At 67.8% G+C, this 14648-nt stretch carries 12 protein-coding genes; 6 read left to right on the top strand and 6 right to left on the bottom strand.

Annotated features, from left to right (window positions below):
• Positions 1-14: 14 nt before the first annotated feature.
• The 5 genes from GEM_RS16115 to GEM_RS16095 form a co-directional block, all read right to left on the bottom strand.
• Entirely contained in the window at positions 15-1304 is a 1290-nt protein-coding gene (locus GEM_RS16115) for an MFS transporter (protein WP_014898418.1), read from the bottom strand.
• Between the two features lie 85 nt (positions 1305-1389).
• Positions 1390-2424, bottom strand: coding sequence for a 3-dehydro-L-gulonate 2-dehydrogenase (gene yiaK, locus GEM_RS16110; RefSeq protein WP_014898417.1), 1035 nt, complete (start codon positions 2422-2424; stop codon positions 1390-1392).
• A 170-nt stretch (positions 2425-2594) separates the two neighbouring features.
• Entirely contained in the window at positions 2595-3626 is a 1032-nt protein-coding gene (locus tag GEM_RS16105; RefSeq protein ID WP_014898416.1) for a Zn-dependent oxidoreductase, read from the bottom strand.
• Between the two features lie 29 nt (positions 3627-3655).
• Positions 3656-4864: a D-mannonate dehydratase ManD gene (gene manD / locus GEM_RS16100; protein ID WP_014898415.1), complete on the bottom strand. Its 1209-nt coding sequence runs from the start codon at positions 4862-4864 to the stop codon at positions 3656-3658.
• A 21-nt stretch (positions 4865-4885) separates the two neighbouring features.
• Complete coding sequence (locus GEM_RS16095) at positions 4886-5617, bottom strand: GntR family transcriptional regulator (protein WP_014898414.1); 732 nt, start codon at positions 5615-5617, stop codon at positions 4886-4888.
• A gap of 157 nt (positions 5618-5774) precedes the next feature.
• On the opposite strand from GEM_RS16095, the gene GEM_RS16090 reads away from it, so the two are divergent.
• The 6 genes from GEM_RS16090 to GEM_RS16065 all read left to right on the top strand — a co-directional run bounded on the left by GEM_RS16090 (position 5775) and on the right by GEM_RS16065 (position 12412).
• Positions 5775-7238: a mannitol dehydrogenase family protein gene (locus GEM_RS16090; RefSeq protein WP_014898413.1), complete on the top strand. Its 1464-nt coding sequence runs from the start codon at positions 5775-5777 to the stop codon at positions 7236-7238.
• Positions 7239-7373: 135 nt separating this feature from the next.
• On the top strand, positions 7374-8660 hold the full coding sequence (locus GEM_RS16085) for an MFS transporter (protein WP_014898412.1): 1287 nt from the start codon (positions 7374-7376) through the stop codon (positions 8658-8660).
• Between the two features lie 216 nt (positions 8661-8876).
• Entirely contained in the window at positions 8877-9668 is a 792-nt protein-coding gene (locus tag GEM_RS16080) for a hypothetical protein (RefSeq protein ID WP_014898411.1), read from the top strand.
• 8 nt (positions 9669-9676) lie between these two features.
• The gene (locus GEM_RS16075) at positions 9677-10729 is read left to right on the top strand and encodes a molybdate ABC transporter substrate-binding protein (protein WP_014898410.1); all 1053 of its coding nucleotides are present in this window, start codon (positions 9677-9679) and stop codon (positions 10727-10729) included.
• Between the two features lie 46 nt (positions 10730-10775).
• Positions 10776-11462 (top strand): c-type cytochrome, encoded by a 687-nt coding sequence (locus tag GEM_RS16070; RefSeq protein WP_014898409.1) that lies wholly within the window; start codon positions 10776-10778, stop codon positions 11460-11462.
• A gap of 56 nt (positions 11463-11518) precedes the next feature.
• Complete coding sequence (locus tag GEM_RS16065; RefSeq protein WP_187293279.1) at positions 11519-12412, top strand: c-type cytochrome; 894 nt, start codon at positions 11519-11521, stop codon at positions 12410-12412.
• Between the two features lie 25 nt (positions 12413-12437).
• Here the strand turns inward: GEM_RS16065 and GEM_RS16060 are convergent, their stop codons facing one another.
• Positions 12438-14360: an SMP-30/gluconolactonase/LRE family protein gene (locus GEM_RS16060; RefSeq protein ID WP_014898407.1), complete on the bottom strand. Its 1923-nt coding sequence runs from the start codon at positions 14358-14360 to the stop codon at positions 12438-12440.
• Positions 14361-14648: the final 288 nt, after the last annotated feature.

Below are 14648 nucleotides of genomic sequence, written 5' to 3'. Positions count from 1 at the left end.
GGCCTGGCGCGCGGCTAGTCCGCCGTGCGCGGGCAGACCCGATAGAACACGACGCTGCACAACACCAGGAAGCCGGCGAGGATGGTCATGCCGACCCGGAGGCCCGCATAGCCGATGATCATCGCGCCCAGAATGCCGGACAGGCTCCCGCATGCGTTGATCAGCGCGAAGCCGGCCGCCGCCGCCGGGCCGGACAGCACGCGCCCCGGCAGGGTCCAGTAGATCGGCATCAGCGACAGGATGCCCGACGTCGCGACGGTCAGCATCACCAGCGCGAGCCAGAAGTTGTCGTGCGCCATCGTCGCGACGAACAGGCCGATCGCGGCCAGCGCGACGGGCACCACGCCGTGCCGCCGCAGCCGCCCGGATTGCTCCGCGCGCTTCGCGTTCACGTACATGCAGATCGCCGCGACGCCGAACGGGATGGCCGTCAGCAACCCGACGTTCAGGTTGTTCACGACGCCCGCCTCGTGAAACAGCGTCGGCATCCAGAACGTCAGGCCATAGAACCCGGTGTTGAACAGGATCATCACGACGATCAGCGCGTAGATCTTCGGCGACCGGAATGCATCGGCCACGCGATGCGACTTGAAGGCCGCCTCCGTCGCGACATTCGCCTCGATGATCTGCTTCTCATGCGGCGTCAGCCAGTCCACGTCGGCCGGCTTGTTGCGCAGCAGCATCAGGATCACGACGCCCAGCACCACCGACGGCAGCCCTTCGAGCAGGAACAGCCACTGCCATCCGTGGATGCCCGCGACGCCGCCCATCGTCTCCATGATCGCGCCGGACAGCGGCGCGCCGAACACGACGGCGATCGGCAACGCCATCAGGAACAGCGAGTACATGCCGCTCTGGCGCCGGGCCGGCAGCCACGTGTTCGTGTAGTACATGACGCCCGGGACGAAGCCGGCCTCGCAGACGCCCAGCAGGAACCGCAGCGAATAGAACGCGGCTTCGTTTCGCGAGAACACCATCAGGATCGACACGATCCCCCAGGTGATCATGATCCGCGCGATCCACGCCCGCGCGCCGACCCGCCGCAGGATCAGGTTGCTCGGGATCTCGAACAGCATGTAGCCCCAGAAGAACACGCTCGCACCGAGTGCGAACGATGCATTCGTCAGGCCGAAATCGGCCGCCATCTGCAATTTCGCGAAGCCGATGTTGACGCGATCCAGGTACGACATGATGAAACCGAGGAAAAACAGCGGGACGATCCTCAGTATCACTTTCCGGTACAACGCGTCTTCGTTCCGTGCCTCGATGCCTGCGTCCAGCGCAAGCGCGACATTCACCCTCATGGTCAGTTCTCCAGATGAAAACAACCGTCTTTCCAGCAACAGGGGGGATTCGTCAGTCCGTTCCGGCGCGCCCGCCGTCGTTTCGTCAGCGCTGCGGCGACGCCCGCCGCTCCGCGAGCGCGAGCACGTCGGCCCAGATCCCGTCGTCGACGGCGATGCCGTGCTGCCGCTGTTCGATCCGCGTGCGCAGCGCGCTCTGCCCCGGATAGAGCACCTCGTCGCTGCGTTCCGCGAGTTCGGACGCGTTCACGTAGTCCGCCACGCCGTCGGCCACGTGGTTCGTGAAGGCTTCACCGCCGAGCTTGCGCGGGTCGATCACGATGAAGACCTGCGAGCACCCGGTGCAGCTCCCCTGCTGAATCGCATCGATCCCGTTCGTCGCAAGCCCTTCGGACAGCACCGCCGCCAGCACGTCGAGCATGATCGCGAACCCCGAACCCTTCCAGTAGCCCATCGGCAGGATTCGCATCGACGCCTCGATCGGACCGGGCTCGGCGGTTAGCTTCCCGTCGCTGTCGAAGCCGGCGGGAAACGGCATGTTCTTCCCCTTGAGGCGGGTGGCCTGCAGCTTGCCGTACGAGTACTGCGACATCGCCATGTCGAGCACGATATGGCCGCGCTCGCGCGGCACCGCCATCACGAACGGGTTGTTGCCGACGCGCGTGTTCTTGCCGCCCCATGCGGGCATGCAGGATTCGGTGTTGGTCCAGCAGATCGCGATGTAGCCGCGCTCGGCCGCGTGCCAGCCATAAGTGCCGCCCCGCATCCAGTGGGTCGCGTTGCGCATCGCCACGATGCCGACGCCTTGCGCGTCGGCGATCTCGATGGCCCGGTCGGTCGCGGACAGCGCATTGAGAATGCCCGGGCCGCGCTGGCCGTCGCAGACCTCGATCGCGCCGAACTGCTTGACTGGCGTGCGCGCTCCGTCAAGGTTCACCCACCCTTTGTCGAGATAATCGACGAATCGCGCCACACGATTGATGCCGTGTGAATTGACGCCGTCACAGGTCGATTCGGTGTGCACGCGCGCACAGATTTCGGCGTCGCGTTCGCGCATGCCGGCATTCACGAGCGCCGATTGAATCGCGCGCTGCATTTCCTCGAAGGCAATCCGGGTCACGATGCCTGTCTCCTGATATTGGATTTCGATGTGTTCGATCCCGCTCCTGCCCTCGACGCGGCGCGCGGGATTCGCGCCGCCCCGGCTCGCCGGCGGCGAGCGATCGCGTCATGCGGCCGGGGTGGCGCGACACGCGCGATGCCCCCCCCGGCCGTCGACACGAACCGGTATCAGCCGCCCGCGAAGTCGAGCAGGATCTTGCAGCTCTCCGCGGGATTGCGTTCGGCCATCTCGAACGCCTGCGCGACGTTGCGAAAGCCCACCTTGTGCGTAACGATGTGCTCGGGCTGGATCAGCCCGCGGCCGATCCAGTCGATCACCTGCGGGAACATCGCGCAGTTGAGCCGCGATGCGGCCAGCGTCAGCTCCTTCTTCGTCAGCTCCGCCTGCACGATCGCGGACGGCTCCGACGAAAACCCGAGCACGCCGATCCGGCCGGCCGGCGCGGCGATCCGCACGGCCTCCTCGAGAATCGACGGATGGCAGACCGCATCGAAGATCAGCGTCGGCCCGCCGTCGACGCCGCGCTGCTCCAGCGCGGCGGGCAGCGACTCGACGCTCGTGTTGATGATCTCGTCCTCCGCCGCGCCGCACTTGCGCGCGAGCTGCAGCCGCGAGTCGAGCCGGTCGGTGATGAACGCGCGAATGCCGTACACGCGCTTGAGCACCTGCAGGATCGTCAGTCCGACGGTGCCGGCGCCGTAGATCAGCGCGACATCGCCGGGCAGCACACCGGTGCGCGACGTCGCGTTCGCGGCGACCGCGAACGGCTCGACGATCGCCGCGCAGGTATCGGCGATCGCGTCCGGAATCCGGTATGCATTGCCGGCCGGCACGCACGTGTACTCGCTGAAGCCGCCGTCGCGATGCACGCCGAGCACGGTCAGGTGCCGGCACACGTTGCGCCGGCCGATCGTGCACGCATGGCAATGCCCGCAGCTGATCACCGGATCGACCGCGACGGTCTCGCCGAGCCGCGCGGCGTCGACGCCCGCGCCGACCGACTCGATCGAGCCGACGAATTCATGGCCGATGATGCGCGGGTACGACACGAACGGATTCTTGCCGTGAAAGATGTGCAGGTCCGACCCGCAGATGCCCGCATAGCGCACCTTCACGCGCACTTCGCCGGCGGCGGGCGCGGGCAGCGGCACCTCGCGCACGCCCATGCTGTTCGGACGATCGACAACGACGCTCAACATTTCGGTTCTCTCCTTCGGATCTTCGTCGCTCACCAGTTCCACATCGAGCCGTCGCGCAACCGCGCGACCGGCAGGTAGGCGCGCTCGTACGGATACTTCGCGGCCAGCGTCTCGTCGATGTCGACGCCGAGGCCCGGCACGTCGTCCATCACGAGATAACCGTCGTCGAAGCGGTAGCTGTGCGGAAACACTTCATCGGTCAGCGCGCTGTGCGGCATCAGTTCCTGGATGCCGAAGTTCGGCGCCCACAGCCCGAAGTTCACGGCCGCCGCCATGCAGACGGGCGACAGGTCGGTCGCGCCGTGGAACCCGGTGCGCACCTGGTACATCGCCGCGTAGTCGGCAATGCGCCGCACGTGCGTGATGCCGCCGGCATGCACGATCGTCGCGCGGATGTAGTCGATCAGCTGGTCGCGGATCAAGTCCTTGCAATCCCAGATCGAGTTGAATACCTCGCCGACCGCGAGCGGCGTCGTCGTGTGCTGGCGGATCAGGCGGAACGCGTCCTGGTTCTCCGCTGGCGTCGCGTCCTCGAGCCAGAACAGGCGATGCGGTTCGAGATCGCGGCCGAGCCGCGCGGCCTCGATCGGCGTGAGCCGGTGATGCGCGTCGTGCAGCAGGTGCGGCGCATCGCCGACCGCGTCGCGCACCTTGCGGAACAGTTCCGGCGTGTGGCGCAGGTACAGCGCGGTGTCCCACGGCTCCTCGGGCGGCAGCCCCTTCTCGGCTGGCTCGTACGCGCCAGCCGTCTTGCCGACGCCGTACACCTTGTCGAGCCCCGGCACGCCCGATTGCACGCGAATCGCGCGATAGCCGGCCTCGATGTGCTCGCGCACCGCATCGACGGCTTCCTCGTGATCGCGCCCGTTCGCGTGGCCGTACACCATCAGGCCGTCGCGGCTCTTGCCGCCGAGCAACTGGTAGACGGGCATGCCGGCAAGCTTGCCCTTGATGTCCCACAGCGCCATGTCGATCGCGGCGATCGCCGTCATCGTCACGGGTCCGCGCCGCCAGTACGCGCCGCGATACAGGTATTGCCAGATGTCCTCGATGTTGCGCGGGTCGCGGCCGACGAGGCACGGGAACACGTGGTCCTCCAGATACGCGCGCACCGCGAGCTCGCGGCCGTTGAGCGTCGCGTCGCCGAGGCCGTAGACGCCTTCGTCGGTCACGATCTTCACCGTCACGAAGTTCCGGCCCGGACACGTGACGATGGTCTGCAAGCGTTCGATTTTCACTGCGCTCCTCCAGCGGGCGGTTCAGTCGACAAAGTAATGGGGCGCGCGGCTGCGCACTTCGGGCAGGTGCGAGCCGATCCGGTCGACGTGCGTCGCGACGGACGCGCCGAGCAGCGCCATGTTGCGCGACGCGATGTGCGCAAGGATCTGCTCGTGTTCCTGCAGCGCGCGGCGCGCGTGATCCTCGACGCGATCGAGCAGCAGCCAGCGCACGCGGTCGAACTGGCGCTTCATCGGCTGCAGCATTTCCCACACGTGCGGCCGGCCCGCGAACGCGAACATCTGGCCGTGCATCGCCTCGTCGAGATCGAAGAACGCTTCGACGTCGCCCGCGGCCACGGCCTCGCGCTGCGCGTCGATGATCCGCGACAGCTCCGCGAGCTGCGCCGGCGTGATCTTCTGCGCGAGCTCGACGTGGTTCGCGCATTCGAGCGTGCTGCGCGCGAACCGCCCTTCCTCGAGGATCGACACCGGAATCGGCGCGACCAGCGTGCCGACCTTCCGGATGATCTGCACGAGCCGCTCGTCGGCAAGCTGCGCGAACGCTTCGCGCACCGGCGTGCGGCTGACCTTGATCGTCGTGGAGATCACCGCCTCCGACAGCGCGGTGCGCGGCGGCAGCGCGCCGCGCACGATCGCGTGGCGCAGCAGCGCATGCACCTGCTCCGTATACGACCGGCTCTCGTCCAGCGAGAACCCCTGCAACGCCGTGACGACGACGTCCTCTTCTTCCAGTGCTGCCGTTTCGCTCATGGTTGCGATTGATCCGACTCGATATCGATATCTACCATGGTACAGAAGCAGTCGAATTCCAGCGATCTAGCGTTTACACCGATAACTTCGTCGATTAACTCGAAATAACCTGCACGCACTACGCCATCTACCATGGTACAAACCGTAACCTATCGTCATGTTATCCGCCCCTGATTTCCTGCGCACCGCGCCGCCCGGCACGCGCCGCCCCGGTTATGACCGGCAGGCGGTCCGCACCGGCATCGTCCATCTCGGCCTCGGTGCATTCCATCGCGCCCACCAGGCGCTGCATACGGAAACGGTGCTCGAACAGGGCGACCTCCGCTGGGGGATCGTCGGCGTCGAGCTGCGGCGGCGTCATACCGTCGACCTGCTGGCCGCACAGGATCACCTGTACACGGTGACCGAACGCGACGGCGACGGCGCGCGCACGCGGATCGTCGGCGCGGTGCACGGCGCGCTGTTCGCGCCCGACTCCCTGCCTGCGCTGCTTGCGCTGATCGCCGATCCGGCCGTGTCGATCGTCAGCCTGACCGTGACCGAGAAAGGCTATTGCCGCCGTCCCGGCGGCGGTCTCGATGCCGACGATCCCGCGATTCGCCAGGATCTCGCGACGCCCGGCGCACCGCGCACCGCGCTCGGCGTGATCGCCGCCGGCCTTCGCCTGCGGCCGGCGAACGCGCCGCTCACCGTCGTCTGCTGCGACAACATGACGTCGAACGGCGACACGCTGAGCGCACTGCTGATCGACTACGCAGAACGCATCGACGGCGCGCTCGCGCGGCGCATCCGCGACGACGTCGCGTTCCCGAACAGCATGGTCGACCGGATCGTGCCGGCCGCGACACCCGAATCGCTCGACTGGGCGCAAGCGCATCTCGGCGCGCGGGACGCGGCCGCGATCGTCTGCGAGCCGTTCTCGCAATGGGTGATCGAGGATCGGTTCGCCGGCCCGCGCCCGCGCTGGGAAGACGCAGGCGCGCACCTCGTCGCCGACGTGCGGCCGTACGAAACGATGAAGCTGCGGCTGCTGAACGGTTCGCATTCGGCCATCGCGTATGCCGGGCAGTTGCGCGGCCGCACGACCGTGTCCGACGCAATGGCCGATCCGGCGATCGCGGCGCTCGTCGACGGCGTGATGACGCGCGACCTGCTCGCGACCGTCGACGTGCCGTCCGGTTACGACGCGCACGGCTATTGCGCGACGCTCGTGCAGCGCTTTCGCAATCCGACGCTCGCGCATCGCACCGAACAGATCGCGATGGACGGCACGCAGAAGGTGCCGCTGCGCTGGCTGCCGGCGCTCGGCGAAGGCGCGGCGGCCGGCGTCGAACGTCCGTACCTAGAACGCGCGCTGGCGCTCTGGTTGCACTACCTCGCCACCGCACGCGACGAATCGGGCCGGCCGCTCGCGATCAGCGATCCGGGTGCGGCCGCGCTCGGCGCGACGCTGGCGACAGCCGGCGATGCCACCGGCGCGGTCCGCGCGGCACTCGGCAGCACCGCGCTCGCCGGTTCGACTGCATGGCCCGATGCGTTGATCGCGCGCGTCGCTGCGCATCTGTCGACGCTGCGCGCGCACGGCACCGACGCGCTGCTCGCGCCGTTGTGCTCGCGCTGAACGAACGCTTACCACGGTTCGCCGCAGTCGAAGCTAACCGCGCAAGGCCCCTGCCCGCCGAAGTCCGTCACGACGCGGCGAACGATCGACAAGACAAGACATGACGGCCGGCCCACCGGCACGAAGGAGACAAACATGAAGCAGAAGTCGCAGGCGTGGTTCACGGTGTTCCTGCTGTTCCTGGTGTATGGCATCAACTACCTCGACCGCGTCGCGCTGTCGATCGTCGCGCCGATCGTGCAGACCGATCTCGGCATCGACGCCGCGCAGATGGGCCTCGTGTTCAGCACGTTCTTCATCGGCTACGCGCTATTCAATTTCATCGGCGGACTCGCGTCTGACCGGCTCGGGCCGAAGCTCGTGTACGTGCTGTCGGTCGGGCTGTGGTCGGTGTTCTGCGGGATGACCGCGCTCACCGTCGGCTTCGTGAGCCTGCTGATCGTGCGGCTGCTGTTCGGCATGGCCGAAGGGCCGCTGTGCTCGGCCGCGAACAAGATGGTCAACAACTGGCTGCCGCGCGATGCCGCCGCGACCGCGATGGGCCTGCTCAGCGCCGGCTCGCCGCTCGGCGGCGCGATCGCCGGGCCGATCGTCGGCCTGCTGGCCGTGCAGTTCGGCTGGCGGCCGGCCTTCTGGATCGTGTGCGCGATCGGGCTCGCGTGGGTCGTCGTGTGGATGATGTCGACGTCGGACCGTCCGGCCACGCCGGTCAACGACGCACCGGGTGTGCCGGCGGCAGCCACGCCGGCCCACGCGCCCGCTACCGCCGGCGCCGCAACGCCGGCGCACACGCTGTCGCACTACGTGCGCCAGCCGCGCATCCTCGCGACGGCCGCCGCGTTCTTCAGCTACAACTACGTGCTGTTCTTCTTCCTGAGCTGGTTCCCGAGCTACCTCGTGCGCGCGCATCATCTGAACATCAAGGAGATGAGTGTCGCCACCGTCGTGCCCTGGCTCGTCGGCACGGTCGGCCTCGCGTGCGGCGGCGCGATCTCGGATGCGCTGTACCGGCTCACCGGCAACCTGCTGCTGTCGCGCCGGATCGTGCTCGTCACCTGTCTGCTCGGCGCCGGCGCGTGCGTGGCGGTCGCGGGCACCGTGCAGTCGACGCAAGGCGCGGTCGCGCTGATGTCCGTGTCGCTGTTCTTCCTGTACGTGACGGGCGCGATCTACTGGGCGATCGTGCAGGACGTCGTGCATCCCGCCCGCGTCGGCGGCGTCAGCGGCTTCCTGCATTGCATGGGCAGCCTGTCGGGCGTGATCGGGCCGGCCGTGACCGGCTTCATCGTCGAGCGCAGCGGCTCGTTCGGGTCCGCGTTCGTGCTGGCCGGCGCGATCGCACTCGCGGGCGCGGTGCTCGCCGGCGTGTTCGTGCGCAACGCGCGGCCGTCGGAAGTGCTGCGCGAACGCACCGCGCATTGACCGTTTTACGGCTGACGAAGGCCGCGCGGCACCGCATGAGTCGGCGCCGCGCGGCCTTGTCGTTTCAGCCAATCATCGGACCCTCGAATATCTCCCATCCGATATCGCGATTTCCGGTATCGATCGCGCGCCTCTAGACTGGCTACGCGATGGCGACGCTTCGCCGCGGCACAGCGATGCGGCACGCCCCCCACAAAAACGATATGGGAGAGTTCGATGTCCGACCGGCATGCGCGCCGCGGCGCGCTCAAGACACTCGGCCTCGCGGCCGGCACCGCGCTGCTCGGCGCCTCGCGCGTCGCTCAGGCGGCGACACCCGAAACCGGCGCGCTGCTGCCCGGCGGCGCGACGCGCATCGCCGATCTCACCCGCAGGCTCGCGGCCACGCCGCGACGACGCGACTTCAAGACCGTGCCGATGATCCTCGAGCGCCCCGATCAATGGGATCACGCGGCGCTCATGGAAGTGATCGGCTATCGCGGCGGCCCGAAGCAGGTATGGGACAACACCGAGCTCGGCGGCCCGTGGCTGAACCTGATGCGCAATGCCCTGAACGCACAGATCTGGGCGTTCGGTCATCCTGACTTCCTCGTCGTGTCCGCGACGCACGGCGCCGCGCATCTCGCGCTGTTCGATCAAGCGGCGTGGGACAAATACGGCCTCGCGAAATTCGCGGGCGCCGCGTTCGCGACCAACACGCTGCTCGCCGCGAAACCCGCGCAATCGAAAGACGCCGACGACCACGAACTGGCAGACGGCGCGTTCTCGTCGCACGACAACAGCATCGCCGCGCTGCTGCAGCGCGGCGTCGTGTTCCTGTCGTGCCACAACGCGATCTGGGAGCTCGCGGAACGGCTCGACGGCGCGCACGCGAACCCGGACAAGCTGCCGCTCGACGCACTCGCCGCCGACCTCACCAACCACGTGATTCCCGCGGCGATCGTCACGCCGGGCGCGGTCGGCACGCTGCCCGAACTTCAACAAGCCGGTTTCACTTACGCGAAGTGACGCACACGATGACATCGATCCGCACGCCCTCTCCATTGCGGCACCGGTGGCGCGCGACGCTGCATGGTGCGCTGGCCGCGCTCTGCTGCTCGTCGGCGCTGTCGCTCGCCGCACCGGGCGACCCGTCAGCCAGCGCCTTTCCGCCGTGGCAAGACGGCCGCAACAACGACGCGACGAATCGCGGCCTCGAATTCACGGTGCCGCAGGTCGATGTGCTCGCCGACTTCCACGGCGATCTCACCGCACCGAAGCTCGTGCTGTACGTCGGCGGCAACTATTTCTTCGCGATGGCGCCACTCGTCGCGAAGTTCGAGGAAGACCATCCCGACTACCGCGGCCGCATCTACTGGGAAACGATCCCGCCGGGCCTGCTCGTGAAGCAGATTCACGCCGGCGGCACGATCACCGTCGGCAACATGACGTGGACGGTGAAGCCCGACGCGTATTTCGCGGGGCTCGGAAAGATCAACGACCTGATCGCGGACGGCACGCTCGACGGCCCGGCCGTGCCCTACGTGACGAACCAGCTGACGATCATGGTGCGCGCCGGCAATCCGAAGCACATCGCGTCGCTGAACGATCTCGCACGGCCCGACGTGAAGCTCGCGATGCCGAACCCGGCATTCGAAGGCGTCGCGCGGCAGATTCGCGCGTCGCTCGTGAAGGCCCGCGGCGATGCACTCGCGCGCACCGTCTACGACGACAAGGTGCGCACCGGCGCGACCGAGCTCACCCACATCCATCATCGGGAAACCGCGCTGTTCCTGATGCAGGGCCGCGCGGACGCCGGCGTGCTGTGGCAATCGGAAGCGGCGTTCCAGGAACAGGTCGGGCATCCGCTGATGCACATCGACATTCCGGCCGCGCACAATACGACGGCGATCTATGCGGGCGCGATGGTGAAGCACGCGCCGCATCCGGAAGCCGCGCGCGCGTGGCTGGCATTCATCCGGTCGCCCGAGGCATTCCGGATTTTCGCGCGCTACGGCTTCGGGCAATACGACGCGGCGGCACCGGCGCCGCATCTTGCGCCACCGCAAGACCGGCCCGACGCGGGCTGACCGTGCGTGCGCACGCGTCATAAGATAGACAACAAGGAGGGGACACGTGAACGATTCGGTCGACAACCCGCGACGCCGGCTCGCGCCGCTGCTGCTCGCCGCGGCCGCGCTCTTGGCCGGCAACGCCCGCGCGGACGACACCACGCTCGGCAAGACGATCGCCACCCAGGGCACGACGACGGGCGTGGCCGCATGCATCGGCTGCCACGGCGCGCAGGGCGAAGGCAACGCGGCCGCCGGCTTCCCGCGCCTCGCCGGCACGAACGCCGCGTACCTGTCCGCGCAGCTGGCCGCGTTCGCGGACGGCAGCCGCCAGAACCCGGTCATGCAGCCGCTCGCGAAACTGCTGTCGCCGCACGAGCGCGACGCGGTTTCCGCGTATTTCGCGAGCCTGCCCGCGCCGCCCGCGATCGCCGCGGCCGACACCACCACCATCGATCCGGCGAACACCGGCGCATGGCTCGCGGCGCGCGGGCGCTGGTCGCAGGGCCTGCCCGCGTGTGCGCAATGCCACGGCGCGGGCGGCCTCGGCGTGGGCACCGCGTTTCCGCCGCTCGCGGGCCAACCGGCCGCGTATATCGCCGGCCAGTTGAACGGCTGGAAGCACGGCACGCGCTCGCCCGGCCCGATGGCACTGATGCCGATGATCGCCGGCAAGCTGTCCGACGCCGATATCGACGCGGTGGCCGCCTACTATGCGCGCGGCGGCGCCGCGAACGGAGACAAACAATGATCGACCGCACGAAGCTGATCCGCCGCGCCCGCGCCGCGCTGCTCGGCGCGGCCTGGATGCCCGCGCTCGCCTGCGCGACCGCGCCGCAGGACGCACCGGCCGCGGCTTCCGCACCCGCGGCCTCCTCACCCGCTGCGGCCGCCCTTCCCGCCGCGGCGGCGAAGCCGTTCACGCCGCCGGCCGAAGCCGCGCTACCCGCCGACGACTTCGGCAAGACCGTGAAGCTCGGCGAGCAGATCTTCCTGCACACGCCCGAGTTCGCAGGCAAGTACGTCGGCAACAAGCTGACCTGCGCGAGCTGCCACCTCGACGCGGGCCGCCGGCCCGATTCGAGCCCGATGTGGGCCGCGTACCTGCTGTACCCGGCCTACCGCAGCAAGAACGGCCACGTGAACACGTTCGCCGAACGCCTGCAGGGATGCTTTCGCTACAGCATGAACGGCAAGGCGCCGCCGGCCGGCGACCCGATCCTCGTTGCGCTCGAAACCTATTCGTACTGGCTCGCGAAGGGTGCGCCGGTCGGCACGAAGCTGCCCGGGCAAGGCTTCCCGAAACTGCCGCCGCCCGCGCAGAAGGCCGACTACGCACGCGGCGCCGCCGTCTACACGCAGCACTGCGCGCTGTGTCATGGCGCGGACGGCCAGGGGCAATCAAGCGGCGGCAAGCCGGTCTTTCCGGCGCTCTGGGGCGCGCGCTCGTTCAACTGGGGCGCCGGGATGGGCGACATCCGCAACGCAGCCGGCTTCGTGAAGGCCAACATGCCGCTCGGGCTCGGCGGCACGCTGACCGATCAGCAAGCGTGGGACGTCGCGACCTTCATGGACAGCCACGAGCGCCCGCAGGACCCGCGTTTCACCGGCACCGTGCAGGACACCCGCGCGAAATTCCACGACACGCCCGACTCGATGTACGGGCGCGAGGTGAACGGCCGCGTGCTCGGCGCGCCATGAGACCCGGCCGGCGCGGCCCGCATGATCACGGATGCCAGCGATACACGACGAGGCTCGACCCGTTGTAGTTGTCCTTCGTGATCACGTACTCGCCGGTCGAGCGCAGGTACGCACGGATGCCGTACATCGAGTCGACGTCGTTGCCGACGTCCATCGCCGACGTGTTCGAGTTCGTCAGCGTGGTGACGAGGCTGCCGGTGTTCAGGTCGAACACGTCGACGTTCGGCACCGTGTGCACGTAGCCGACGAACAGGTAGTGGCCGGCCGCCGCCATCGATTTCGGGTTCGCGCTCGTCAGGTTGATCGCCACGTTCGGCGTGCTCGTGTTACCGCCCTTCCAGCCGCGATAGACCTCGATGTGCCCGTTCATCGCGGTCCAGTCCCAGCTGCCCGAGATGCCCTGCGCGAGGATCATCGTATCGCTGTCGGCCTGGTAGATGATCCGCGTGAGCGGCAGCACGGTGCGCGGAATCGGGATCTGCGTCGGCTTGCCCCATGACGGTTTCCCGGTCGCGTCGAAACCCGTCATCGGATAGTGCGAGATGTTGTTGGTGTGATCGAGCCCGGCCCACACGTCGCCGTTGTCGTCGAGCGCGAACCCGGCCGTCACCTGCAGGGTCGTGTTGAACGGCTTGCCGGGAATCGAGCCGTCCGGAATCGCGATGTAGCCGCTCGCGCTGTTGAAGTGATAGAGGTTGTAGTTGCCCGGATTCTGCCCGGTCGCGACCAGCATCCGGTGGCCGTTCACCTGCGCAAGCTGGCCGAAATGCTGGCCGCGCTGGTAGTCTTTCATGTCGAGGCGCGGGTCCTTCGGATAGGTGAACGGATCGATCGTGTTGGCGACGAACGTGCCGCCCGCCGTGCCGGTGTACACGTTGTTGCCGCTGTAGAAGAACGCGCCGTCGGTCAACGGGTCGGGCGCGGCGGCGCCCTCGAAGTTCAGCGCCTGCAGCTTCCATTGCAGCGCACCCGTCGGGCTGTACGAATGGAGGTCGGTGCTGCCGTTGCGCCCGAGATCCCAGCCGCCGCCCCATGCGTTGTTCAGCACGTACAGGTTGCCGGCAGCGTCCTTGCCGATGCCCGCGACCCGCGTGAAGCGCTTGTCGCCGACCTGCCCCTTGATGCCCGACGTCGTGTCCAGATAGCCGCCCTGCACGCCGAACGTACCGACCTGCGCGGGCTGGCCAGCGAGCGTGTACATCTTGATGTTCATGTCGGGGCCTTCGTCGCCCACCAGCAACTGCCCGCTCGGCGCATCGAAATACAGCGACGCCGGCCGCGCGCGAGCGGCCATCTGGATCGTGCTCATCGCCGTGCCGGCCGGGCTGAACTGCGCGACGACGCCCGCGCTCTTGCGCGCGACCCACAGGTTGCCGGCCGCGTCGAGCGCCAGCGCGCCGGGCCCCGATACGCTGATGTCGCGCTGCCACACGCCGTCCGTCGTATAGACGCGCACGCGGTTGCCGTAGAAGTCGCTCACATACAGCAGGTTGCCCGTCGTCGCGAGACCCGTGACCACGTCCGCGTACTGGATGCCCGTCCACGTGCTGACCGGGATGCGCAGGTCGCGCTGATTCGTGCTGCGGTTGTAGCGGCCGACCGAGCCGCTGCCGAACGTGCGGTTGTAGCCGAGCGCAACGAACAGCGCGTTCGCGTTGCCGGTGATCGCGCCGCCCTGGAATTCGTCATGGATGCCGATCGTGCCGAGCGTCTGGCCGTTCTGGTAGATCGCGACGCCGCCCGCGTTCTCGTCCCAGCGCGACGCCGTATAGATCACGCCCTCGGGCGCGACCCACAGCGAACGCGCGCCGTTGCCGACGTGCGTGACCAGCGTACCGAACGTGTTCGCGAGCCAGTCCGTCGTGTACTGCACCTGGGCGTGACTGACGGACGCCAGCATTGCCATGCACAACCCAACCAATGCCGCGCGAATCTGTTTCGATAACATGAATGATGCTCCCGGACGATCGTTTTTCGACACTGTAATTCGCCGCGCATGAAATATTGGTGATTTCCGAAAAAACCGGCTCATTGCCACTGCGAATTACTCATTACCTTCTTTTACCTCGCAACGCTGGTTGACCAACGCTGGACCATTCCGGGAACAGCGCCACCCCACCCTGCCAGACAGCGCAGTGGCGCCCCGTCCGCCCCGGCACTTTCTTCCGGATTTCCCAATGCGAACGCGTCATTTTTTCTGATTTGGACGCGTTGATTTTTCATTGCCGGCAATTCG

Origin of the sequence: Burkholderia cepacia GG4, from assembly GCF_000292915.1 — a bacterium.
In the GTDB taxonomy this organism is placed as follows: Bacteria; Pseudomonadota; Gammaproteobacteria; order Burkholderiales; family Burkholderiaceae; genus Burkholderia; species Burkholderia cepacia_D.
This window is presented reverse-complemented; position numbering and strand designations above follow the sequence as displayed.

What these genes read in the sequence shown, in the direction of transcription:
- GEM_RS16075 (WP_014898410.1), top strand. Translation starts at nt 9,677, where the DNA reads ATGACATCGATCCGCACGCCCTCTCCATTGCGGCACCGGTGGCGCGCG.
- GEM_RS16060 (WP_014898407.1), bottom strand. Translation starts at nt 14,360, where the DNA reads ATGTTATCGAAACAGATTCGCGCGGCATTGGTTGGGTTGTGCATGGCA.
- GEM_RS16090 (WP_014898413.1), top strand. Translation starts at nt 5,775, where the DNA reads ATGTTATCCGCCCCTGATTTCCTGCGCACCGCGCCGCCCGGCACGCGC.
- GEM_RS16095 (WP_014898414.1), bottom strand. Translation starts at nt 5,617, where the DNA reads ATGAGCGAAACGGCAGCACTGGAAGAAGAGGACGTCGTCGTCACGGCG.
- GEM_RS16105 (WP_014898416.1), bottom strand. Translation starts at nt 3,626, where the DNA reads ATGTTGAGCGTCGTTGTCGATCGTCCGAACAGCATGGGCGTGCGCGAG.
- GEM_RS16085 (WP_014898412.1), top strand. Translation starts at nt 7,374, where the DNA reads ATGAAGCAGAAGTCGCAGGCGTGGTTCACGGTGTTCCTGCTGTTCCTG.
- GEM_RS16065 (WP_187293279.1), top strand. Translation starts at nt 11,519, where the DNA reads ATGCCCGCGCTCGCCTGCGCGACCGCGCCGCAGGACGCACCGGCCGCG.
- GEM_RS16080 (WP_014898411.1), top strand. Translation starts at nt 8,877, where the DNA reads ATGTCCGACCGGCATGCGCGCCGCGGCGCGCTCAAGACACTCGGCCTC.
- GEM_RS16115 (WP_014898418.1), bottom strand. Translation starts at nt 1,304, where the DNA reads ATGAGGGTGAATGTCGCGCTTGCGCTGGACGCAGGCATCGAGGCACGG.